Below are 22,642 nucleotides of genomic sequence, written 5' to 3' on the forward strand. Positions count from 1 at the left end.
GTTCCCTCGCAGACAGTCCCGTTCCCGCCCTCGCCGATCGCTATGTACGGCGCGGGGCACAGTCTTTTCGGAGGGTGCGGTGAAGTCCCGGTCACCCGTGGCCGGTCCGGGCTTACCAGACCTGGAGTACGGCCACGCCCTCCGAATCCACGAGCACATCGACCGACCCACCCGGCCGGGACGCCGCTTCGCGGACGATGTCGTTCAGCCCGGCGAACACCCGGTCCCCGTCCCGGGGGAGTGCGGAGTCGGGCTGGATACCCACGCTCAGCGCACCGCGCGGTACATAGCGATCGGCGAGGGCGGGAACGGGACTGTCTGCGAGGGAACCGGTTTCGGCGGGGCTCAGTTCCAGTCCGACCGCGCCGACGTCCGGGATCATGAACGGTGTCGCGGCGGACGCGGTTGCCGCGCCCGCGAAACCGGTGACGGCCGCGGCGCCGAGTAGCACGGCGATGCCGGTGGTCCGCTTCGAAGCTCTGACTCGCATGGTGACCCGCTTTCCAACGGTGGACACGAAGTCCGGGGAGGGGTTGCCGAGCTGTGCGTGGATCCGAGCTGTGCGTGGATATGGAGTGCCCGGCGTGAAATGCGTGAAGTGGAGTGGAAGCGACTGGCGCCAGCCGTATAGCAAGAACACATCACCGCAGGTGAAGCGGGCAAGTGTTTGCGAGCTGCCTCATAGAATCCGGGTGCGGTGACCCGGGTCACACGACCGTTCGTGCCGCGCTCAGGCCGCGAAAGTGACCTCGTGCAGCGCCGTGACCGCCGCCCGATCCAGGATGACCACGGACTTGGGCGCGGGCCGGGGTTTGACCCCCGCGCCCGCCAGGCCGATCAGGCGCTGCCAGCGCAGGCAGTGCCAGCGGAAGCTCATCCGGCCCACCTCCCGCCCGCGCGAGATCTGCCCGGCCATGGCCAATTCCGCCGTAGCGTCGATCATGATCAGGTGCACGGTCCGGCCCGCCGCCCGCGCCCACACCGCCACCAGCCAGCGCACCCAGTCCCGGGTGCCGCAGTCGTGAATGATGACCGGCCCGGCCGCGCGGAACAGCGCCATCCGGATGCGCAGGTAGTGGGTGACGTGCACGATCGGCAGCCACAGCGGGTACGGCACCGCCTCCAGTCGCGGCTGCCACCAGTTGCGCGAGTGCTGGGAATCGAGCAGCAGCGCCCCGTCCGGGCTCAGCGCCGGCTGCACCGCGTCGGAGGTGCTGCCGAACAATTTGCGCAGGGCGGTGCTCTTGCCGGCCCCCGGCACCCCGGCGACGATGACCGCGGCCGTTGCGGGATAACGCAATTCGTGGATCGCGACGCCGCGCAGATCATGCACCTGATGCGGTGTCACCACGCGGGGTGCGGAAGACAACGGGGTGGAGCCGGGGTCAAGCGGGGGGTTCACATCTCCAGGATCGGCAGCGAAAAGGGTTCCTGCAACCGGGATATCCCTGAAATCGCCCCCGAACCGCCGCCGGGCCCCGGCTGCCTGCGCGGGAACACCCGTTGTGAACCTCCCGGCCGGGTGTCACCACGTGACCGGGAGCGCGGTCAGGCCCCGGGTGAAGACCTCCTCCCGCTGGGTCGGGCCCGCCGGGCCGGCATCCAGCGCCATGGTGGGGAAGCGCGCGGTCAATTGCCCGATCGCCGCCTGCATTTCGATGCGGGCCAGCGGCGCGCCGATGCAGTAGTGACTGCCGAAACCGAAGGTGACATGCTGCCCCTGCGCACGGGCGAAATCGACGCGGGCGGGATCGGGGAACACCGTCGCATCGTGATTGGCCGAGGTCAGCCCGAGCAGCACGAGATCGCCCGCGGCCACCTGTTCCCCGCGCACCGCCAGATCGACGCGGGCGTACCGCGGCAGGTTGGTCGGCTCGCAGGCGCGCAGCAGTTCGTCGACGGCGGCGGGCACCAGCTCCGGGCGTTCGTGCAGGGTCCGCCACAGCTCCGGCTGCTCCAGCAGCATCAGCGCGGCCACCCCGATCTGCACCACCGAGGTCTCGTGGCCGGCGAACAGCAGCACCATGGCGAACATGGCGACGTCGTCGTCGGTCAGCTCCGGATCAGCGCACAGCCGCGAGGTCACGTCGTCGCCGGGGTGGGCGCGCTTGTGCTCCACCGATTTCCGGCAGTAGCCGAAGATGTCGGCCGCGCCCTGTTCGGCTTTCCCGCGATCGGCCACGTCACCCGCGGCGGCCGTCCACTCCCGGAAGCTGTCCCGATCCTCGAACGGCACCCCGAGCAGCTCGCAGATGATCTGCAACGGCAAGGGGACCGCCAGCTCCGCGTGCAGGTCCGCGGGCCCGCCGCGGGCCGCCAGGACATCGAGCAACTCGGCGGTGACAGCGTCGACCCGCGGCCGGAACGCGCGCATGCGACCCGGCGAGAAATGCGGTTGCAGAATGGATTTCATGCGCGCGTGGTCGGCGAGCTCGGTGTCGAAATTGCCTATCGGGCCGCCGAAGAAGGCGGACTCGCCGATCCGCGCGGCGGTCTCGGGCGTGCGATGCGAGCGTCCCAGCCGGGCGTCGGCGAACAGTTCGCGCACCAGGTGATAGCCGGTCGCCAGCCAGGCGGAATCGCCGGTGGGCGTGCGTATCCGGGTCAGGCCCGCACCGCCGGTCACGGGGCAGGCGCCGGGAACGCTCTCCGCGCGCGTCATGCCGCCACCTCGCCGCACGCCGGTACGCGGGCGCGCACCGCCTCGATGATCCACAGCCGATACGTCACGGTGATTCCACCTTTCTGGGTTGTGCGGGTCGGTCGGCTCGCCGCGCGAGTCGAGGTCGCGTCGAACGAAAGCAGGGCAGCTGTACGGGCCGGATTCGCTTCGGGGACACAGGAGCCCGGTCCGGCGGCGAGGCAGAACGGCCATCACCGGATCGTGCGAGGGCTTGGAAACCACCTCGGCGGCCAATGCGCTCTGCCGCTTCGGAGGTCCGTGTCGGTGGTGCAGTGCTCGGCCCGGCGAATTCGGGCTGCCTTCGTGCGGATCAGCGTGGTCAGAAGGCCGTGTTGTTGAAGGGTCGTCTCGTGACCGCCAGCGCCCGGTCCAAAGCCGCGACCGTGCCCGGGACGAACTCCTCGACGCGACCGGCGCGGTGGAGTTCGGTGACGGTGTGGGCGCCGAAGTAGACGCTCGTCAGCTCCAGCGGGCCGATGCGCAGATCCGGGACGGCAGTGGGACCGGCGTCGGTCCAGGCGCCCGCGCCGTCGCGGACTGCGAGAACGCTGGTGCCCGTGCTCATTCCCCACGGGTCGGCCAATTCGATCACGCCGTGGAAGTCGGCGGCGAAGGCGCGCGCGGTGATCGCGGCGGGCAGGTCCAGGATCCACATCCACAGACTCGCGCCGACACCGGCCACCGATGCCGTGCGCAGGTCCTCGAGCAGCAGCGGGGTGGGATCGTCCACGGCCGTGGTCATCTCGACCGTCTCGTACTCGCCGTGACCGAGCAGACAGCGCAGCAGCTCGCGATGGGCGGCGGTGGTGACCGCGCAGAAATCGCGGACCGACACCGTCGTGCCGATCAGGTCGTAGATCACGTATCCGTCCGGGTGGGTGATCACGCAGGAGTCGTCGGCGAAGGTGCTCGGCCACCAGAACTCGTTGCGGCTCAACGCCCCCGGCGTCACGGGTTGCCAGCGGTCGTAGATCTCGCGCAGCAGCGGGATCGACTCGGAATACCGGCGCTCGCGAGCCGGTCCCGAATCACCGGGCGCGGAACGTAGTTTCGCGCGCCTGCGATCCACTCGCAGCCGGCGGGCGTACGCGCCGACGCCGACGTAGCCGTAGTTGCCGCCCGGTCCGGGCATGGCGGCCAGCACCTGCGAGCCGCCGGACAGGGCGATGGCGGCCAGCTCGCTCTGAATCTTGGCGTAGATACCGCGTTTCTGATGCGTGGTGGCGACCATGCCCTGCGCGCACGCCGCCACGCTCAGCTGCCCGCCGCCGGGCACCGTCACCCGCATGCGGATCACCGAGGCGGTGCCGACGATGAACGGTGCGGACGGATCGGAGACGTCCTCGGCCACCGCCACGTCCGCGAGGCGGAACTGCCGCTTCCAGAGGTCGAAGTCGCGGGTGTGCACGCCGCCGAAGGCGCGGAAGTAGCAGTCCCGCAGCGCGTCCCAATCGGCCTCGGTGGCGCGGCGCACCGCGATGTCGTCCAGTACCCGGCTGTCCCAGTCCGAGAGCAACTCCGAAGTCATACCGCCACTTCCTGTTCCGGGGCCGCGCCGCGCGGGCGGTACGCCGCGCGCACCTTGTCCAGCGCCGCCAGCAGATCGTCGATATCGCCGCGTTCGCCCAGCAGCACGCTGTGATGCAGCAGCAGGGTGTGTTCGCGGTAGTGGTCCGCCCCGGCGAAGGTGCGCCCGGAGGTGTCCGCGCCGTCCCAGATCCGGGCGAAGCGCGCCTTGGTCCGCGGGCGCAACAGGGCGCTGCGATGCAGGGGCGGACGCGGCGGGTACACCTTCGTGCCGAGTTCGGCGGTGAGCGCGGCCGCGACCCGCTCGACCGGGGCCGCACCGAAGACGCCGGGCTCGAAGCGGATGCCGTACTCGTAGACGGCCCGCCGATCCACCTGTGCCGGAACGGGAATAGCGCTCAGTCCGGGCCGGGCCGCCAGGCCTGCCTCCAGCTCGCCGGCGCGCACCGCCCGGTGGGCGTGCTGGGCGTCCAGCCGGGGGAGCTGATCGAGCAGCACGCCCGCGGTCAGCTCGGACATGCAGTAGTTGCCGCCCATGATCTCGCAGTCCTCGACGAGTTCGTATTCGCCCGGGCGCGGCGCGTCCGCGAGGTAGCCGCGCGAATCCGCGCGCAGCATGAGCATGCGGCGATAGAGGGCCGGATCGTCGGTGACGGCGGCCCCGGCCTCCCCGGCCGCCAGGGTCTTGGCCGCGCCGAGGCTGAAGACGCCGATGTCGCCGAAAGTGCCCAGGGCCCGGCCGTTCCACCGCGTTCCGTGCGCCTGCGAGCAGTCCTCGATCAGCGCGACGCCCGTCTCGCCCGCCAGCGCCGCGAGTTCGTCGACCCGCGCCGCGGTGCACGCCAGGTGCACGGCGATGACCGCGCGGGTGCGCTCGGAGAGCGCGCCGCGCACGTGATCCGCTGTCAGGCAACCGGTCCCGCGATCCACGTCCACCAGCACCGGCAGCGCGCCCACCCGCAGCACGGCGGTCGCGGGGGCCACCCAGGTCAGCGCGGGCACGATGACTTCGTCACCGGGCCCGACGCCCAGTGCCTCGAGGGCGATCACCAGGGCGCTGGAGCCGTGATCGACGCTGACCCCGTACGCCGCCCCGGTGTAGCGCGCGAACTCCGCGGCGAAACGCCGCTCCCGCGATTTGCCGCCCGCCGGGGCGTACCAGCTCACCGACCAGCGCGACGAGCGCAGCGCGGCGAGCAATTCGCGTTCGGTGCCCGCGTCGTACTGCGGCCACACCGGCCAGGCCCGCCCGGCGCGAATCGGCGCGCCGCCCTCGACGGCCAGCATCACACGCCCACGGCGCGGACGGCGGGCAGCGCGAGCGCCTCGAGCGCCGCCCGTATCTCGTCCATCGACACGTGCACCAGCGGCAGCGCACCGGTCCGGGCCGGCGTGCCCAGACCGTCGAGCAGGACGAAAGGCACCGCGTCCGAACGGGCTTCGAGATAGCCCTTCTTGTTGTCGTCGCCGATCACCGACAGCACATCGGCGATGCGCACCGCGGCGGGCAGCCGCGGTTCCACCCCGAGCCCGGTCACGATCTCGTAGTGCACGCGCAGCTCCCGCTCGGTGAGCCGGCCCCGCGCGTGCGAGATGTGCGCCGCCACCAGCATTCCCACCGCGACCGCCGCGCCGTGCGACAGCCCCGCCGCGCCCCGGGCCCGGTGATCACAGATCTCGATGGCGTGCCCGGCGGTGTGCCCGTACTCCAGCACCAGCCCCGACCCCCGTTCGAAGGTATCGGCCCGGGTGACCGCCGATTTGGCCGCGATGCTGGCGTCCAGGAGCCAGCGCAGCGCGGCGGGCGTGGCCGGCGCGCCGGAATCGATGACGGCGCGCAGCTGTTCGAGGGCCGCCGGATGAATGGCCAGGCAGTTCTTGGCCATCTCGCACAACCCCGAGCGCAGCTCCCGCGCGGTGAGGGTTTCGAACAGGCGCACGTCGGTGTAGACGGCCGCCGGCGCGTAGTAGGTGCCGATGTGGTTCTTGCCGACCGGGCTGTTGATGGCCTGCTTGAGGGAGAGCACCGAGTCCATGGCGGCGATCGTGGTGGTCGGGATGTGTACCAGCCGCACCCCGCGGAACAGCAGATTCGCCATGAGCCCGGCCAGATTTCCGGGCACGCCGCCGCCGAACGCCACCACGACCGAACGCCGGGTCACCCCGGCGCGCAGCGCGGTTTCGAGGTGCGCGGTAAGACAGGCCAGGGTCTTCATGGACTCGCCCGCGCGATGGCTCAGCGTGATCGCGGGAGTCGTGCCCGCCAGCCGGGACAGCGCCCGGCCGTGCAACTCCAGCACGTGATCGTCGGTCACGAAGACCAGGGTGTCCGCGGCCAAACCGGCGATCTCCGCGGCGATCTCGTCGAGGCAGTCCTCACCGAAGGAATACGGAAAGGACTGATCGCCGATCCGAATGGTGCGTGAAGTCATTGCCATGCGGGAAATTTCAAGTGACACAACAGCGTTTGGCAAACGGTGAGCTGCCCCAGTCAGAGCCTGCCCCGCGCGCCGGTACCACTGCCCGGACCGGCGCCCGGGCGGGGTACCACCGGCAGGGGTAGCGCCCGCCGCGACTTCGCCGCGAGGGCCGGTTCCACGCGCGGTACTGTGCAATTCGGGCAGGTCACGAAGGCTGCCCGGGCGAATGGGAGAACTCTTGCCGGACAATGACATCGGGCTGCCGGGCAGCCGCGGCGCCGGCGCCTCCGCACTGCGCGCGCCCTCGCTGGCCGAGTTCGTCCGCGAGCGCCGTTCGCGGGGCACCGCCCGGCATCCGGCCGGACTGACCCGCAAACAACTGGCGGAGGCCACCCACGCCAGCCTCGGCTATATCGCCAAGATCGAACAGGGCGACGCGCTCAACCCCGGCCCCGCCATCCTCGACTCCCTCGCTACCGTGCTGGGCCTGGACGCCGCCGAACGCGTGCACCTCTATCACCTGGCTCAGCAGCAGCCCGCCCGGCGCAATCCCCGGCAGCTGCGCCGCGACGACCCCGTCGTCGACACCGTGCGCCGCACGCTGGACGCCCTGCTGCCGCACCTGGGCGCGGCCCTGGACGACGGCTGGCGAGTGGTCGCCTGCAACAGCGCCTTCGACGCGGCCTTCCCCGGTCTGCTGCGCGGCGGGCACGTGGTGCGCTGGCTGTTCACCGATCCGCGCGCTCGCATCGTCATCGAGGAGTGGGAGCACGAGGCCCGCCTCATGGTCGGTCGCTTCCGCGCCTACGCCGCGCAGGCGCACGGGCGCGCGGAGATAGACGAACTGCTGGCGGAACTGGGCGAGCACGCGGACTTCCGCAGGCTGTGGGCGGACGCGCACGTGCGCATCGGCCGCCCGGACTCCACCTTCAAGCTGCGGAATCCCAAGACGGCCACCATCTTCGACGTAGTGGTGCAGCGCTATCGCAGCACGGCGCCGGACACCTCGCACCAGCTGTTCATCGGGCTGGTCGGTGCGGAGCCCGCCGCGGCTACCCGGGAAGTCCCGCCAGAAAGTCCCTGAAGATCTCGTTGACCGCGTCGGGATGGGTGAGGTTCGGGACCATGGACGCGCCCGCGATGGTGTGCAGCGCGGCCGGGCCGCCGAAGGCCGCGGTGATCTCGAGCGCGTCCCGCGGGCTCGAGGCCTGATCGCTGGATCCGCGCAACACCAGTGCGGGACAGTCGATGTCGCCCAGCAGCTCGAACACCGAATCCCGGTTGATCAGGCATTCGGTGGTGAGCCGGACCCGGCTGCGATCACCGGCCATCCACTTGTCCCACCACGGCAGCTTGTCCTCGAGGGTGCCGCCGATGGTCAGCGCCGACACCATCTTGATCGTGGGGGTCAGCGGGCCGTCGCCGGCCCAGTAGTCCAGGACCTCGCGGTAACCCACCCGCCGATCCGGCGGCATGGCGCGGGCGGTGCACCCGATCACGATGACCCCGCGCACCCGCGGCGGCGCGAGCAACGCCATGCGCAGCGCGGTGGACGCGCCGTCCTCGACACCGCCCACCACGACCCGGTCGATGCCCAGGTGATCTACCACGGCCCAGGCGTCGCGCGCCAGATCCCAATAGCTGAACGGCGTTCCGTCGTCCGAGCTGGGACCGTGACCCCGGGAGTCGATGGCGACGATCCGGTACTCCCGCCCCAAGGCGGATCGCTGCGGTTCGAACATCTCGTTGTCCATGAGCATCGAGTGCCCCAGAACTATGGCCGGACCTGCACCTCCCGTATCGGTGTAATGAATCTTCGTTCCCCCACGAGCGACGAACGGCATATTTCGGACTCTACGACAGCCTTTCGCCGCGGGAGCCGGATCCCGGCCGGTGCCCCCGGCCGCGCGCGGCGGTGCGCCCGACGCAACGTGAATGCAACGAATAGCGGTCTACCCTGGGCGATTTGGCCGAATCCTGAGAATTGCTTATGGATTCGGGAATCCGGCTCGAACCCCCGGTAGTCTTGCTTACGAGGGCGGGGCTTCCGGTGTCCCTCATCCGCCGGGAGTCCCGCCTGTATTCTCTGCCTCCGCTTCGCTCCGGCGGGTTCGCGGCCCTGTTGGCCCGGTTCTTCCCTCCCTCCGCTCCTCCGCTTCGCTCCCCCGCTCCACTCGGTCCAGAACCGGGCGGGCCGAGAACTGCGAGCCGGAGTTGTCGCGAGCCGGAGTTGCCGACAGCGTTCAGCGGCGAGGCTGCAAAGCTCGGCGGCGCTGTCAAGCCCTGCGCGGGCCTCAATTAGAATCGCCAGGTGACCAGCACAGCCTCTGAGAACCCACGTAATCGTGCCGATGCCCTCCCCAAGAGCTGGAACCCCAGCGACGTAGAGAGCGACCTGTACGAGGGCTGGGTACGCGCTGGTTACTTCACCGCCGACGCGAGCAGCGACAAGCCCGCCTACTCGATCGTGCTGCCGCCGCCGAACGTCACCGGCAGCCTGCACATGGGCCACGCCCTGGACCACACCCTCATGGACCTGCTCACCCGCCGCAAGCGCATGCAGGGCTTCGAGGTGCTGTGGCTGCCCGGCATGGACCACGCCGGCATCGCCACCCAGAACGTGGTGGAGAAGCAGCTCGCCGTCGACGGCAAGACCAAGGAAGACTTCGGCCGCGAGCTGTTCATCGACAAGGTCTGGGACTGGAAGCGCGAGTCCGGCGGCGCGATTCAGGGCCAGATGCGCCGCCTCGGCGACGGCGTCGACTGGAGCCGCGACCGCTTCACCATGGACGACGGCCTCTCCCGCGCGGTGCAGACCATCTTCAAGCGCCTGTACGAGGCGGGCCTGATCTACCGGGCCGAGCGCCTGGTCAACTGGTCGCCGGTGCTGCAGACCGGCATCTCCGACCTCGAGGTCGACCACAAGGAGGTCGACGGCGAGCTCGTGTCCATGCGCTTCGGGTCTCTGAACGACGACGAACCGCATGTGATCGTCGCCACCACCCGCGTGGAGACGATGCTCGGCGACACCGCCGTCGCGGTGCACCCGGAGGACCAGCGGTACAAAGCGCTCATCGGCACCACCGTCTACCACCCCATCACCGGCCGCCAGATCCCGATCGTCGCCGACGACTACGTCGACCCCGAATTCGGCTCCGGCGCAGTGAAGATCACCCCCGCGCACGACCCCAACGACTTCGAGCTCGGCCTGCGCCACAACCTGCCCATGCCCACGATCATGGACAAGACCGGCAAGATCGCCGACAGCGGAACCGAATTCGACGGCATGGACCGCTTCGAAGCCCGCGTGAAGATCCGCGAACGGCTCGAGGCCGAAGGCCGCATCGTCGGGCGCGTGTACCCGTACAAGCATCAGGTCGGGCACTCCGAGCGCTCGGGCGAACCCATCGAACCGCGCCTGTCCATGCAGTGGTGGGTCAAGGTCGAGGGCATCGCCAAGGCCGCCGGCGACGCCGTGCGCAACGGCGAGGTGAAGATCCACCCCGCCAGCCAGGAACCGCGCTGGTTCGACTGGGTCGACAACATGCACGACTGGAACATCTCCCGCCAGCTGTGGTGGGGCCACCGCATCCCGATCTGGTACGGCCCCGCGGGCGAGATCGTCTGCGTCGGACCGGACGAGCAGGCCCCCGAGGGCTACGTGCAGGACCCCGACGTCCTGGACACGTGGTTCTCCTCCGGCCTGTGGCCCTTCTCCACCATGGGCTGGCCCGAGACCACCGCCGAGCTCGAGAAGTTCTATCCCACCAGCGTTCTGGTCACCGGGTACGACATCCTGTTCTTCTGGGTCGCCCGCATGATGATGTTCGGCATGTTCGTCTCCGACGATCCGGTCATCACCGCGGGTAAGAAGGCCGAGGCCAAGCAGGTGCCGTTCCAGGATGTGTTCCTGCACGGCCTGATTCGCGACGAGCACGGCAAGAAGATGTCCAAGTCGCGCGGCAACGGCATCGACCCGCTGGACTGGATCAACGAATACGGCGCGGACGCAACCCGATTCACCCTCGCGCGGGGAGCCCAGCCCGGCAGCGACCTGTCCATCGGCACCTCACACGTCACCGCCTCGCGCAGCTTCATCACCAAACTGTTCAACGCCACCAAGTTCGCGCTCATGAACGGCGCGCAGCCCGGCGAGCTTCCGGCCCGCGAGACCCTCACCGACTCCGATCGCTGGATCCTGGACCGCCTGGACCAGGTGCGCGCCGAGGTGGACGCCAACTTCGACCGCTACGACTTCGGCAAGGCCTGCGAGCAGCTCTACCACTTCGCGTGGGACGAATTCTGTTCCTGGTACCTGGAATTGGCCAAGGTGCAGTTCGCGGAGTCGCAGGAGCGCGCCGCCGGCACCCGCATCGTGCTCGGCAACGTGCTCGACGCGGTGCTGCGCCTGCTGCATCCGGCCATCCCGTTCGTCACCGAGGAACTCTGGCGCGCGCTCACCGGCGGGGAATCGGTGGTCATCGCGGCCTGGCCGCAGGCCAGCGGCGTTGCCGCCGACGAGGTTTCGGCCCGCCGCATCGCCGACACCCAGCGACTCATCACCGAGATCCGCCGCTTCCGCAGCGATCAGGGCCTGGCCGACAGCCAGAAGGTCGCCGCCAAGCTCATCGGACTGGACGCCGCCGACGTGCTCGCCCAGCAGACCGAGATCGCCAACCAGGGCCGGCTCACCGCCCCCGGTGACGACTTCGCCGCCACCGCCTCGCTCGAGGTGCGCTTGAGCAACGCCACCGTCACCGTCGAGATCGACACCTCCGGCACCGTCGACCTCGTCGCCGAGGCGCGCCGTCTCGAGAAGGACCTGGCCGCGGCGCAGAAGGAATTGGCCGGCACCACGGGCAAACTCGGCAACGAGGGCTTCCTGGCCAAGGCCCCCGACGACGTCGTCGCCAAGATCCGGGGCCGGCAGGAGATCGCCGCCTCCGAGGTCGAGCGCATCGGCGCCCGGCTGGCCGAGATCGCGAAACTGGCGGACCGCAAATGAGCGACGACCACGATCACGACATCGACGAGCAGCCGGACGAGCAGCGGCCCCGGTACGCGGAGGGGCCGCTGGCCGGCACCTCCCCGGTGGATCTGGCCGAAATGGCGCTGGTCGAGGCCGAACTCGACAAGCGCTGGCCGGAAACCAAGATCGAGCCGTCGCTGACCCGCATCGCGACCCTGATGGACCTGCTCGGCTCGCCCCAGCACGGCTATCCGGCCATCCACATCGCGGGCACCAACGGCAAGACCTCGGTCACCCGCATGATCGACGCGCTGCTCACCGCACTGCATCGGCGCACGGGCCGCATCACCAGCCCGCACCTGCAGCTGGCCACCGAGCGCATCGCCATCGACAACGCGCCCATCACACCCGGACGCTACGTCGAGCTCTACCGGGAACTGCTGCCCTTCCTGGAGATGATCGACAAGCAGTCCGACGCCGCGGGCGGTCCGGCCATGAGCAAGTTCGAGGTGCTCACCGGCATGGCCTACGCGGCCTTCGCCGAAGCGCCGGTGGACGTCGCGGTCGTGGAGACCGGGATGGGCGGGCGCTGGGACGCCACCAACGTGATCGACGCGCAGGTCGCGGTCATCACCCCGATCGGCCTGGACCACACCGAATACCTCGGCCCGGACCTGGAATCCATCGCGGGGGAGAAGGCCGGGATCATCAAGAAGGCCCCCGACGACGGCCTGGTCCCGCGCGACACGGTCACCGTCATCGCGCAGCAGGAGCCCGAGGTCATGGAGGTGCTGCTGCGCCGAGCCGTGGAGATGGACGCCGCCGTGGCGCGCGAGGGCTCGGAGTTCCGGGTGCTCACCCGCGCGGTCGCCGTCGGCGGCCAGGTGCTCTCGCTGCAGGGCCTGGGCGGGGTCTACGACGACATCTTCCTGCCGCTGCACGGCGAGCACCAGGCCCGCAACGCGGTGCTCGCGCTCGCGGCGGTCGAGGCGTTCTTCGGCGCGGGCGCGTCCCGCCAGCTCGACATCGACGCCGTGCGCGCCGGATTCGCGACCGCGGTGAGCCCCGGCCGGATGGAACGCATGCGCAGCGCGCCGACGATCTTCCTGGACGCCGCGCACAATCCGCAGGGCGCCCAGGCCCTGGCGGCCACGCTCACCGGCGAATTCGACTTCCGCAAACTCATCGCCGTGGTGGCCGTGCTCGGCGACAAGGACGCCGGCGGCATCCTGGACGCCCTCGAACCCATCGTCGACGCGGTCGTGGTCACCGAGAACGGCTCGCCGCGCGCGCTGCCCGTCGACGACCTGGCCAACCTGGCCGTACAGCGGTTCGGCGATGAGCGCGTCGCGGTCGCCAACGACCTCACCGACGCCATCGAAACCGCCATCGCCCTGGCCGAAGAGGGCGAACATGGCGAAATGGTCTCCGGTGCGGGCATTGTGGTGACCGGATCGGTCGCCACCGCCGGGGCGGCCCGCTCGCTGTTCGGAAAGGATCCCGCGTGATGGCGGAGCAGACCTCGATTCCCGAACCCGCCACCGACCCCTGGAAGGGCTTCCGCGGGGTGATGGCCGGGACGCTCATCCTCGAAGCCATTACCGTGCTGCTCGCGCTGCCGGTGGTCTCGGCCGTGGGTGGTGGCCTGGAATGGTGGTCCATCACCTTCCTGGTCGGCCTGGCCGTGGCGATGTTCCTGGGCGCGGGCGTGCAGGGCAAGCCCTGGGCCATGACCTACAACCTGGTCCTGCAGGCGCTGCTCATCATCGGCGGCGCCTTCATGCAGCTCTCGATCCTGGTCATCGGCGTGGTCTTCGCCATCGTCTGGGCGTTCATCCTGTTCCTGCGCGCCGACGTCCGCAAGCGCATCGCGGCGGGCCTCCTGCCCAGCCAGCGGATGTCCGGGACTTCCTGAGTTTCTGGCCTGGCAACACGCCCGTTAGGCTTGGCGCGTGACTGAGCAGACGTTGGTACTCATCAAGCCGGACGGCGTGGCCCGGGGCCTGGTCGGGGAGATCATCACCCGCATCGAGCGCAAGGGTCTGAAGATCGCGGCGCTGAAGCTGGTGAACGTTTCCGAAGAGATCGCGGTCGAGCACTACGCCGAGCACCGGGAGCGGCCGTTCTTCGGTTCGCTGATCGAATTCATCACCTCGGGTCCGGTCGTGGCGGCCGTGCTCGAAGGTAACCGCGCCATCCCCGCCTTCCGCCAGATCGCGGGCGGCACCGACCCGGTCGAGAAGGCCGCCACCGGCAGCATTCGCGGCGACTACGCCCTCGAGACCCAGTTCAACCTGGTGCACGGCTCCGACTCGCCCGAGTCCGCCAAGCGCGAAATCGCCCTCTGGTTCCCCGAATTCACCCTCTGATCCGCTCCCGGGCTCCGCATCGTGTGGGCCGATTACCGGCCGCACCGGGTGCGCTCGCCCGAACCTCCGGCACCACCGGCGACGGGGTGTCGGGGGTTCGTGGGCGCGACGCCCCGAGGTGGTGTGGGATACTGGCATCGGAAGTGACCGCTGCCCGCCATTAGCGGCAGGTGAGGGCCACCTCCGACTGACTACACGGCACGACGGACGATCATCGCTGCCGCCGACGGCTACCGAGACTCGGCTGTCGGGCGGCCCGCTGGATGAACGCTCGTGTCGTGGGGTCGAGCCAAACAGCCAGGCGCCACGTGACCACATTCGCCCGAACGACGACAACATAGGTGATAGCGGGCACGCGGCGCGCAGACCATACGCTCTCGCGCCCGATGGGGTGTGGGACGAGACAGCGCCCCCGCGTCGGCCGCGTCACTCACATCTGAGGGACGCGCCCGGGGGTCCCGAGGAGATTTCGTGGCCGATCAAGAGCCGCAGGACGCATCGCAGGTGAACGCCGGAGAACAGGGAGCGGCGGCCGACCCGGTCGCCGAACAGCTTCCCGAACGCATCCGGGTACACGCCCTGGCGAAGCTGCTGGGAGTGACCAGCAAACGAATCCTGGCCCACCTGACCGAAATGGGCGCGCAGGCGCGCAGCCCGCAATCCAGCCTGGACCGCACCGTCGCGGAATCCGTGCGCGACGCCTTCGGCCCGCAGGCCGTCGAGACCGCGGCCCCCGCCACGGTGGACGAGGCCATTCTCGCCGGTGACGTGCTCGCCGCCGACGAATTCGCCGCCGAAGAGGTCGAGGCCGCCGAGGCCGTCGTCGTCGCCGAGCCCGAGGCCCGCCCCGCGCGCAAGCGCGCCCCCAAACTTTTCGCCAGCCCGTTCCAGCAGCCGGAGCTGCCGATCGGCGAGCCCATCGTCTACCAGCCCTCCGCGCCGGTCGCCGCGCCGCTGTTCCTGTCCCCGGACATGGCCGCGGTCGAGGAGACCCGCCGTAAGCAGCGTGCCGAGCGCAAGCCCAAGGCCGAGTCCGTCAAACCCGAGGCCGTCAAGCCCGAGACCGCCAAGAACGAGCCGGCCGAGAACTCGGACCGGTCCGGCGCCGACACCCGCGGCGAAGCCCGGTCCCGCACCGAGAACAAGGCCAAGGTCGAGGTCGAGGCGGCCGAGGACAAGGCCGTCGAGGACAGTGCCGACGATGCCGAGGACGACCAGGATTGGGACGGCGACGACTCGCGTTCCGAGCGTGGTGACGGCGCGTCGCGCCGGCGTCGCCGCGGCCGTCGCGGCCGGGGCCGGGGCCGGGGCGAGCAGTCCGCCGACGGTGACGAGTCGGGCGAGATCGATCCCGAGATCGAGGATCAGCTCCGAGCCGACGCCGAGGAAGAGGCCGACGCCGAGGACGACGCCGACGACGAGATCGTGCCCGAGGGCTCGAGCAGCCGGCGCCGCCGTCGCCGTCGCCGCCGCAAGGGCGGCGAGGACAACGAGCCCGAGAACACCGAAGACGATCCGCCGAACACCGTCGTGCACGAGCGCGAGCCGCGCAGCAAGCGCCGCGCCGCCGCGGCCGCCGCGGCCAAGGACGTCGACGAGGTGCAGGGCATCAGCGGTTCCACCCGCCTCGAGGCCAAGCGCCAGCGTCGCCGGGACGGCCGCGAGGCCGGTCGCCGCCGCCCGCCGATCCTGACCGAATCCGAATTCCTGGCCCGCCGCGAGTCGGTGGACCGCGTAATGGTGGTGCGCGACAAGCACTTCCCCGATCACCCGAGTTCCACCACGCAGGTGGCGGTGCTCGAGGACAACATCCTGGTCGAGCACTTCGTGACCAGCACCGGGTCCGCGTCCATGGTGGGCAACGTCTACCTGGGCAAGGTCCAGAACGTGCTGCCGTCCATGGAGGCCGCGTTCGTCGACATCGGCCGCGGCCGCAACGGCGTGCTGTACGCGGGCGAGGTGAACTGGGAGGCCGCCGGTCTCGGCGGCCGCGAGCGCAAGATCGAGCAGGCGCTCCGGCCCGGTGACACCGTGCTGGTGCAGGTCTCCAAGGACCCGGTCGGCCACAAGGGCGCGCGCCTGACCACGCAGATCAGCCTGGCCGGTCGCTTCCTGGTGTACGTGCCCGGCGGCACCTCCACGGGTATCAGCCGCAAGCTGCCCGACACCGAGCGCAAGCGCCTCAAGGAGATCCTGCGCGACATCGTGCCGCAGGACGCCGGGGTCATCATCCGCACCGCGTCCGAGGGCGTGGAGGAGTCGGAGCTGGCTCGCGACGTCGAGCGGCTGCAGCAGACCTGGCGGTCGATCGAGGATCAGTCCAAGAACGGCTCGAACGCGCCCAAGACCCTCTACGAAGAGCCCGACCTGCTGGTCAAGGTCGTTCGCGACCTGTTCAACGAGGACTTCTCCAAGCTCGTCATCGAGGGCGAGCGCGCCTGGAGCACGGTCGAGAACTACGTGCGCACCGTGGCCCCGGATCTGCTTGTCCGCGTGGAGAAGTACGAGGCCAACGGCAGTGTCGACGTCTTCGGCAGCCTGCGGATCGACGAGCAGCTGGCCAAGGCACTCGATCGCAAGGTGTGGCTGCCCTCGGGCGGCACCCTGGTGATCGACCGCACCGAGGCCATGACGGTCGTCGACGTCAACACCGGCAAGTTCACCGGTGCGGGCGGCTCGAACCTGGAAGAGACCGTCACCCGCAACAACCTCGAGGCGGCCGAGGAGATCGTGCGCCAGATGCGGCTGCGCGACATCGGCGGCATGATCGTGGTCGACTTCATCGACATGGTCCTCGAGTCGAACCGGGATCTGGTGCTGCGCAGACTGACCGAGGCCCTGGGCCGCGATCGCACGCGTCATCAGGTGTCCGAGGTGACCTCGCTGGGCCTGGTCCAGATGACCCGCAAGAAGCTGGGAACCGGTCTGGTCGAGGCGTTCTCGACCACCTGCGACACCTGCCACGGCCGCGGTCTCATCGTGCACAACTACCCGGTGGAGTCCGCTCCGGCCGGGGACGAGGGCGTGGGCCGTCGTGAGGGCTCGCGTCGCCGTCGCAAGGATCGCGGCAATGCCGCGGCCGAGCAGGCCCCGCTCACCGGCGTGGTCGAGGCCGCGGCCGCCCCGGCTGCCGAGGAAGAGGTCAAGGAGACCAAGGAGAAGGCCGCCGCCCGGCGTGCGCATCCGGTCGCCCTGGCGATGGCCGCGCACCACGACGACGACATCGACGTGGCCGACGAGGTGGCTTTCGCCACCGAGGCGGTCGCAGCGGCCGAGGCCGCCGGCGCCGAAGCGGTGTCCGAGGCCGCGATCCGGGATCCCGAGCCCGCCGCGCACGCCTCGACCAACGGCACCGGGCGGCACACGCCCGCGGCCGAATCCGCCGCCGACGCGGTGGTGGCGGAGGACGCCGTAGTCGCCGCCGCCGAAGCCGCGGTCTCGGTGGCGGACGCGCAGGACGCGACCGCGGTGCAGACCGCGCCCGCGGAGCCGAAGACCGTCGAGCCGAAGGCCGCGGAGCCGAAGCTCGCTGTCGCCGCGCCGGAGGTCACCGAACCGGTGAGCTCCGAACCGGGTCGCCGTCGCCGCCGCGTGGCGCGCTCGGTCTCCACGCCGGCCTCGACCAGCGAGGGCGCGGTGTTCGTGCTGTCGAGCACGGATCAGCCCGCCGCACCGGCCCTGTCCCTGCAGGACCTGGCACCGGCCGAGGTGCCCCCGCGCACCCGTGCGCGGCGCCGGGCCGCCGGTCGTCCCGCCGGGGCGCCGGAGGGCGGGAACTAGCCCCGCCGAAGCTGTTTCGCGGTCCGGCCCCGGCGTCATCACGCCGGGGCCGGACCGTTTCGGCGGGCGCGAGAGCGTGCGACGTGACGCACGCGACAGCCCCGCGGGCAGCCTCGGCCGGCCCGCTGAGCTGTGCCTTCGGCTCCGATTCGGGTGGCGCGACCCCGGTTTGGCCGGGTCTCCCCGGTCCTGTACTCTTGGACAGTCGCTGCCCCCGGCGACAGCACTCTGCTGTGCTGCTTGATTCGAGCAGATGCTGTGAGAACGAGGGCCAGGTTCCCAAGAGGACCGACCGGCCCCAGGCGGCGTGCAATACCAGACCAGTCGTACGGCGGTTTCCGGTGTGAACCGGAGGATCAGTCGTGTGAGCAAAGTGTTGACACCAGCACTAGTACAGGAAGAAGGGCAGCCGACCGATGGCAACGTACGCAATCGTCAAGACCGGCGGAAAGCAGTACAAGGTCGCGGTTGGTGACCTGGTGAAGGTCGAGAAGATCGAGGGTCTGCCGGGCACTGCCGTGTCCCTGGCGCCGGTGCTGGTCGTTGACGGCGCCGAGCTGACCACCGATGCTGACAAGCTGGCGAAGGTTTCCGTGTCCGCCGAGGTCGTCGAACAGACCAAGGGCCCGAAGATCCGCATCCACAAGTTCAAGAACAAGACCGGCTACCACAAGCGTCAGGGCCACCGTCAGAAGCTGACGGTCCTGAAGGTCACCGGCATCAACTAAGTTTCCGACCAGGGGATCGCTGGTTCGATCCCCGGCACGAGGAGTTCTGAAATGGCACATAAGAAGGGTGCATCCAGCTCGCGCAATGGTCGCGATTCGAATGCCCAGCGGCTCGGCGTGAAGCGCTTCGGCGGTCAGGTCGTCAAGTCCGGCGAGATCCTGGTTCGCCAGCGTGGCACGCACTTCCACCCCGGCGTCAACGTCGGCCGTGGCGGCGACGACACGCTGTTCGCCCTCGCGGCGGGTTCGGTCGAGTTCGGCACCAAGCGTGGCCGCAAGACCGTCAACATCGTGGTTGCGGAGCCGGCGAACGCCTGACCGGCGAGCCGGAGCTGAGCTCCACAATCTCTCCCGAAGCGGGTCAGGGTGCGATGCCCTGGCCCGCTTCTGCTTTGCTCGGCCTTCGTACCCCCGCACTCTCAGTTCGCGGCCGTCTCGTTCTGGACCGAGTGGAGCGGAGGAGCGAAGCGGAGGAGCGGAGGGAGGGAAGAACGAGACATAGGGGCCGCGAACTCGCCCGGAGCGAAGCGGAGGGCAAATAGGGCACAGCAGGAGGATGATCACCGATATGTCCAAATTCATCGACCGTGTCGTATTGCACGTGCGTGCGGGCAAGGGTGGGCACGGGTGTTCGTCGGTGCGGCGGGAGAAGTTCATGCCGCTCGGCGGCCCGGACGGCGGTAACGGCGGCAACGGCGGGGACGTGATCCTCGAGGTCGACGCCAATGTGCACACGCTGCTCGACTTCCATTTCCACCCGCACGCCAAGGGCGGCAACGGCAAGCCCGGCGAGGGCAGCAACCGCAACGGCAAGCAGGGCGACGGCCTGCTGCTGAAGGTGCCGTCCGGCACGGTGGTGATGAGCCCCGAGGGGGATGTGCTGGCCGATCTGGTCGGCGCGGGCACCCGGTACGTGGCCGCGCTCGGCGGACGCGGCGGCCTGGGCAACGCGGCGCTGGTGTCCAAGGCGCGCAAGGCCCCCGGTTTCGCGCTGCTCGGTGAGGACGGCCAGGAGCGCGAGCTGGTGCTCGAGCTCAAGTCGGTCGCGGACGTCGGCCTGGTGGGTTTCCCGTCGGCCGGCAAGTCCTCGCTGGTCTCGGTGCTCTCGGCGGCCAAGCCGAAGATCGCCGACTACCCGTTCACCACGCTGGTGCCCAACCTCGGTGTGGTGCAGTCGGGGGAGACGACGTTCACCGTGGCCGATGTGCCCGGTCTGATTCCGGGCGCGAGCGAGGGTCGCGGTCTGGGCCTGGACTTCCTGCGCCATCTCGAGCGCTGCGCGGTGCTGGCCCACGTGGTCGACTGCGCCACCCTGGACCCGGGCCGGGATCCGGTGTCGGACGTGGACGCGCTCGAAGCCGAACTGGCCGCGTACCAGCCCGCGCTCAAGGGCGATGCGGGGCTGGGTGATCTGGCCGATCGCCCGCGGGTGGTCATTCTCAACAAGGCCGATGTGCCCGACGCCGCCGAGCTGGCCGAGATGGTCACCCCGGAGTTCACCAAGCGCGGCTGGCCCGTGTTCACCATCTCCGCGGTGAGCCGGGAAGGCCTGCGGCCCTTGACCTTCGCGCTGGCGAATCTGGTCAAGGAGTACCGCGAGTCGCGGCCCGAGGTCGAGGTCAAGCGCCCGGTCATCCGCCCGGTCGTCAAGGGCGACAGCGGATTCCGCATCGTCAAGGATCCGGACGAGCCGGGTGGCTTCGTGGTCATCGGTGAGCGCCCCGAGCGCTGGGTCGCGCAGACCCCGTTCGACAACCCCGAGGCCGTCGGTTACCTGGCCGATCGCCTGGCTCGCCTCGGCGTCGAGGAAGAGCTGGTCAAGCTGGGCGCCGAGCCGGGGTGCTCGGTGACCATCGGCGATTACTGCTTCGACTGGGAGCCGCAGATCTCCGCCGGTGTGGAGACCCTGCTCACCCGTCGTGGCGTGGACCCGCGACTGGACCAGACCGACCGCATCGGTGCGGCCGAGCGCAAGCACGCCTCGCGTGCGCGCCGCGGTCTGGTCGGCGACGAGGACCAGTAGGCAACGCCCGCAACCGATTCCACCGTGGTGGAATCGGTGGCGGTGCGAGTTCGAAGCGGCGATACCGCGGTATCGTGGACGAATTGAGGTGTGGTGCGGGTGAGTTCGAGTATCGCAGGGGCGGAATCGGAGTCGAGCGCGGCGCGGCACGCCGTCGCCACCGCGCGCAGCGTGGTCGTCAAGATCGGTTCGTCGGCGCTGACCAGCCTCGAGGGCGGTCTCGAGACCGAGCGGCTGGATCGGCTGGCCGACGCGGTCGAGGCGCGGATGCGCGCGGGCTCGGATGTGATCGTGGTGTCCTCGGGCGCCATCGGCGCGGGCATCGCGCCGCTCGGCTTGTCCAAGCGGCCCACGGACCTGGCGACCAAGCAGGCCGCGGCCAGCGTGGGGCAGCTGGCGCTGGCGCACGCGTGGGGCACCTCGTTCGCCCGGTACGACCGGGTGGTCGGGCAGGTGCTGTTGAGCGCGGGGGATTTCGGCCGCCGCGAGCATCACCGCAATGCCCAGCGCACCCTGGACCGGCTGCGTTCGCTGCATGCCATCGCGGTGGTCAACGAGAACGACACCGTGGCCACCGAGGAGATCCGCTTCGGCGACAACGATCGGCTGGCGGCGCTGGTGGCGCATCTGGTCGGGGCCGACGCGCTGGTGCTGCTGTCCGATGTGGACGGGCTGTACGACGGTGACCCGCGCAAGGGCGCCGCGAATTTCATTCCCGAGGTGCGCAGCAGCGCCGATCTGGACGGTGTGATCGCCGGCAGCGGTGGTGCCCTGGGCACCGGGGGAATGGCCTCGAAGCTGTCGGCGGCCCGGCTGGCCGCCGACGCCGGGGTGCCGGTGCTGCTGGCCGCGGCCTCGGACGCGGCGGCGGCCCTGGACGGCGCGAGCGTGGGCACCGCCTTCGCTGCGCGGCCGGTGCGGCTCTCGGCGCGCAAGTTCTGGGTGCGGCACGCCGCGGACAGCCGGGGCGCGGTGCATATCGACGCCGGCGCGGTGGCGGCGGTGGCCGAACGCCGCAGGTCATTGCTGGCGGCCGGAATCACCAAGGTGGACGGGCGTTTCTACGGCGGCGATGTCATCGATCTGATCTCCCCGGAGGGGCTGGTCGTGGCACGCGGGGTGGTGGCCTACGACAGTGATGAGCTCGAGGCCATGAAGGGCCGCTCCTCCAGCGAACTCGCGGAAAGCAATCAGCGGTCCGTGGTGCACGCCGACGATCTGGTGACGATCTAGCTTCTTCGAAGCCGATCGGTCGGTACGTGAGATATCGCGAACCGGTCGGTCGTGCAGACCGAAACATTAACGCGTGTAACTCTTCTCGGCGCCGTGATTTTCCCGCGCGATCCGCGCCAAGGGCATCGGAAGGCCAGAGGAAGGGCAGTGGGCGGACGCCGCCGACGGGGCATTCTGTAAGTGCACTCGGCGCCGCATCGTGAGATGTGCCCTTCGCCGATAGCGGTTGCCAGGATCCGGCGCGGTCCGCCCTTGCCGCGCCGGGCTCGCGGTCCGGTGACCGCCCGCGGCGTCGGGTGCACCCCCATCGCCGTGGAGGCAGCCATGTACATACGGCAACCGGACAGCACACACCCGTGGCCGACCAGTTTCCGGCACAACGACTTCGAGATGCACGCGCACCTGCCGGATTGGCACGAACTGCTGGCCGCCTTCTGCGGGCACATCGGGGACCGCTCGCAGGACCACCCGGTCACCAAGCTGGCCCGGGCACTGGCCGAATTGCACCTGGAGCGTTTGGAACTGCGGCTCGAGCATCGGGTGGAGCCCGGGGAGACCGGCCGCATCGACGAGTTGCGCGCCGGGATCGTCGTTCGCATCGACGAGTGGGTGGCGAACCGCGCGCGCCGGAGGGGAGCGCGCGCCGAATCCCTCGGCGCGGTCGTGGACGCGATGGCCGCGGCGCACGTGCACGCGGTACATCTGCTCAAGACCGCCGAACGGGTCTCGGACGAGGAGGTACACGCGGCTTGGTACCTCCTCGCCCAGATGGCCGACGGCTGGACCGATCGCGCGGCCGGGGTCACCGGCCCGCGAATTCGGCGGTCCGCATAGGGAATTCCGGTCGCGACGGTCCGATCCACCGTTGTCGCCGGAAGGAGGCGCTTCCGCCCGGAGCGCCTCGAGCGGG

General features: G+C 70.0%; 18 protein-coding genes. 11 read left to right on the plus strand and 7 right to left on the minus strand.

Annotation, left to right across the window (positions count from 1 at the left end; all coding sequences use genetic code 11):
• Positions 1-112: 112 nt before the first annotated feature.
• The 6 genes from ABZ319_RS11290 to ABZ319_RS11315 all read right to left on the minus strand — a co-directional run bounded on the left by ABZ319_RS11290 (position 113) and on the right by ABZ319_RS11315 (position 6,648).
• Entirely contained in the window at positions 113-490 is a 378-nt protein-coding gene (locus ABZ319_RS11290; protein WP_354986245.1) for a hypothetical protein, read from the minus strand.
• A 240-nt stretch (positions 491-730) separates the two neighbouring features.
• Entirely contained in the window at positions 731-1,402 is a 672-nt protein-coding gene (locus ABZ319_RS11295; RefSeq protein ID WP_354986246.1) for a hypothetical protein, read from the minus strand.
• 123 nt (positions 1,403-1,525) lie between these two features.
• Positions 1,526-2,662, minus strand: coding sequence for a cytochrome P450 (locus ABZ319_RS11300; protein WP_354986247.1), 1,137 nt, complete (start codon positions 2,660-2,662; stop codon positions 1,526-1,528).
• 340 nt (positions 2,663-3,002) lie between these two features.
• Positions 3,003-4,211: a GNAT family N-acetyltransferase gene (locus tag ABZ319_RS11305; protein ID WP_354986248.1), complete on the minus strand. Its 1,209-nt coding sequence runs from the start codon at positions 4,209-4,211 to the stop codon at positions 3,003-3,005.
• The gene (locus tag ABZ319_RS11310) at positions 4,208-5,497 is read right to left on the minus strand and encodes a DegT/DnrJ/EryC1/StrS family aminotransferase (RefSeq protein WP_354986334.1); all 1,290 of its coding nucleotides are present in this window, start codon (positions 5,495-5,497) and stop codon (positions 4,208-4,210) included. The genes ABZ319_RS11305 and ABZ319_RS11310 overlap by 4 nt, the downstream gene beginning before the upstream one ends.
• Positions 5,497-6,648: a 2-deoxy-scyllo-inosose synthase gene (locus ABZ319_RS11315; RefSeq protein ID WP_354986249.1), complete on the minus strand. Its 1,152-nt coding sequence runs from the start codon at positions 6,646-6,648 to the stop codon at positions 5,497-5,499. Before ABZ319_RS11315 ends, ABZ319_RS11310 begins: the two co-directional genes overlap by 1 nt.
• 208 nt (positions 6,649-6,856) lie before the next feature.
• Here ABZ319_RS11315 and ABZ319_RS11320 point away from each other — a divergent pair, with 208 nt between their 5' ends.
• On the plus strand, positions 6,857-7,714 hold the full coding sequence (locus ABZ319_RS11320) for a helix-turn-helix transcriptional regulator (RefSeq protein WP_354986250.1): 858 nt from the start codon (positions 6,857-6,859) through the stop codon (positions 7,712-7,714).
• On the opposite strand, the gene ABZ319_RS11325 is transcribed toward ABZ319_RS11320, so the two are convergent.
• Complete coding sequence (locus tag ABZ319_RS11325) at positions 7,683-8,474, minus strand: alpha/beta hydrolase (protein WP_354986251.1); 792 nt, start codon at positions 8,472-8,474, stop codon at positions 7,683-7,685. The two genes, ABZ319_RS11320 and ABZ319_RS11325, sit on opposite strands and share 32 nt — an antisense overlap.
• Before the next feature lie 467 nt (positions 8,475-8,941).
• Here ABZ319_RS11325 and ABZ319_RS11330 point away from each other — a divergent pair, with 467 nt between their 5' ends.
• From ABZ319_RS11330 to ABZ319_RS11375, 10 genes are all read left to right on the plus strand, one after another.
• Complete coding sequence (locus ABZ319_RS11330) at positions 8,942-11,635, plus strand: valine--tRNA ligase (RefSeq protein WP_354986252.1); 2,694 nt, start codon at positions 8,942-8,944, stop codon at positions 11,633-11,635.
• A gap of 101 nt (positions 11,636-11,736) precedes the next feature.
• Complete coding sequence (locus ABZ319_RS11335) at positions 11,737-13,107, plus strand: folylpolyglutamate synthase/dihydrofolate synthase family protein (RefSeq protein WP_354986335.1); 1,371 nt, start codon at positions 11,737-11,739, stop codon at positions 13,105-13,107.
• On the plus strand, positions 13,107-13,514 hold the full coding sequence (locus ABZ319_RS11340; protein ID WP_354986253.1) for a DUF4233 domain-containing protein: 408 nt from the start codon (positions 13,107-13,109) through the stop codon (positions 13,512-13,514). The genes ABZ319_RS11335 and ABZ319_RS11340 overlap by 1 nt, the downstream gene beginning before the upstream one ends.
• Positions 13,515-13,551: 37 nt before the next feature.
• The gene (gene ndk / locus ABZ319_RS11345) at positions 13,552-13,968 is read left to right on the plus strand and encodes a nucleoside-diphosphate kinase (protein WP_354986254.1); all 417 of its coding nucleotides are present in this window, start codon (positions 13,552-13,554) and stop codon (positions 13,966-13,968) included.
• A gap of 504 nt (positions 13,969-14,472) precedes the next feature.
• On the plus strand, positions 14,473-17,748 hold the full coding sequence (locus tag ABZ319_RS11350) for a translation initiation factor IF-2 N-terminal domain-containing protein (protein WP_354986336.1): 3,276 nt from the start codon (positions 14,473-14,475) through the stop codon (positions 17,746-17,748).
• Between the two features lie 416 nt (positions 17,749-18,164).
• Positions 18,165-18,476 carry a 50S ribosomal protein L21 gene (gene rplU, locus ABZ319_RS11355; protein WP_354986255.1) on the plus strand — a complete coding sequence of 104 codons (312 nt, stop codon included), beginning with the start codon at positions 18,165-18,167 and terminating at the stop codon, positions 18,474-18,476.
• A 51-nt stretch (positions 18,477-18,527) separates the two neighbouring features.
• Positions 18,528-18,794, plus strand: a complete 267-nt coding sequence (gene rpmA, locus ABZ319_RS11360) for a 50S ribosomal protein L27 (protein WP_354986256.1) — start codon at positions 18,528-18,530, stop codon at positions 18,792-18,794.
• 250 nt (positions 18,795-19,044) lie between these two features.
• On the plus strand, positions 19,045-20,499 hold the full coding sequence (gene obgE, locus ABZ319_RS11365) for a GTPase ObgE (RefSeq protein ID WP_354986257.1): 1,455 nt from the start codon (positions 19,045-19,047) through the stop codon (positions 20,497-20,499).
• A 99-nt stretch (positions 20,500-20,598) separates the two neighbouring features.
• Positions 20,599-21,732: a glutamate 5-kinase gene (proB, locus tag ABZ319_RS11370; RefSeq protein ID WP_354986258.1), complete on the plus strand. Its 1,134-nt coding sequence runs from the start codon at positions 20,599-20,601 to the stop codon at positions 21,730-21,732.
• Between the two features lie 324 nt (positions 21,733-22,056).
• Complete coding sequence (locus ABZ319_RS11375) at positions 22,057-22,566, plus strand: DUF4254 domain-containing protein (protein WP_354986259.1); 510 nt, start codon at positions 22,057-22,059, stop codon at positions 22,564-22,566.
• The last annotated feature ends 76 nt before the right edge of the window (positions 22,567-22,642 follow it).

The organism is Nocardia sp. NPDC005978, from assembly GCF_040614455.1.
GTDB lineage: Bacteria > Actinomycetota > Actinomycetes > Mycobacteriales > Mycobacteriaceae > Nocardia.

What these genes read in the sequence shown, in the direction of transcription:
- ABZ319_RS11305 (WP_354986248.1), bottom strand. Translation starts at nt 4,211, where the DNA reads ATGACTTCGGAGTTGCTCTCGGACTGGGACAGCCGGGTACTGGACGAC.
- rpmA (WP_354986256.1), top strand. Translation starts at nt 18,528, where the DNA reads ATGGCACATAAGAAGGGTGCATCCAGCTCGCGCAATGGTCGCGATTCG.
- ABZ319_RS11325 (WP_354986251.1), bottom strand. Translation starts at nt 8,474, where the DNA reads ATGCCGTTCGTCGCTCGTGGGGGAACGAAGATTCATTACACCGATACG.
- ABZ319_RS11310 (WP_354986334.1), bottom strand. Translation starts at nt 5,497, where the DNA reads ATGCTGGCCGTCGAGGGCGGCGCGCCGATTCGCGCCGGGCGGGCCTGG.
- ABZ319_RS11375 (WP_354986259.1), top strand. Translation starts at nt 22,057, where the DNA reads ATGTACATACGGCAACCGGACAGCACACACCCGTGGCCGACCAGTTTC.
- ABZ319_RS11320 (WP_354986250.1), top strand. Translation starts at nt 6,857, where the DNA reads ATGGGAGAACTCTTGCCGGACAATGACATCGGGCTGCCGGGCAGCCGC.
- ABZ319_RS11300 (WP_354986247.1), bottom strand. Translation starts at nt 2,662, where the DNA reads ATGACGCGCGCGGAGAGCGTTCCCGGCGCCTGCCCCGTGACCGGCGGT.
- ABZ319_RS11315 (WP_354986249.1), bottom strand. Translation starts at nt 6,648, where the DNA reads ATGGCAATGACTTCACGCACCATTCGGATCGGCGATCAGTCCTTTCCG.
- ABZ319_RS11340 (WP_354986253.1), top strand. Translation starts at nt 13,107, where the DNA reads ATGGCGGAGCAGACCTCGATTCCCGAACCCGCCACCGACCCCTGGAAG.
- ABZ319_RS11290 (WP_354986245.1), bottom strand. Translation starts at nt 490, where the DNA reads ATGCGAGTCAGAGCTTCGAAGCGGACCACCGGCATCGCCGTGCTACTC.
- rplU (WP_354986255.1), top strand. Translation starts at nt 18,165, where the DNA reads ATGGCAACGTACGCAATCGTCAAGACCGGCGGAAAGCAGTACAAGGTC.
- ABZ319_RS11335 (WP_354986335.1), top strand. Translation starts at nt 11,737, where the DNA reads ATGGCGCTGGTCGAGGCCGAACTCGACAAGCGCTGGCCGGAAACCAAG.
- obgE (WP_354986257.1), top strand. Translation starts at nt 19,045, where the DNA reads ATGTCCAAATTCATCGACCGTGTCGTATTGCACGTGCGTGCGGGCAAG.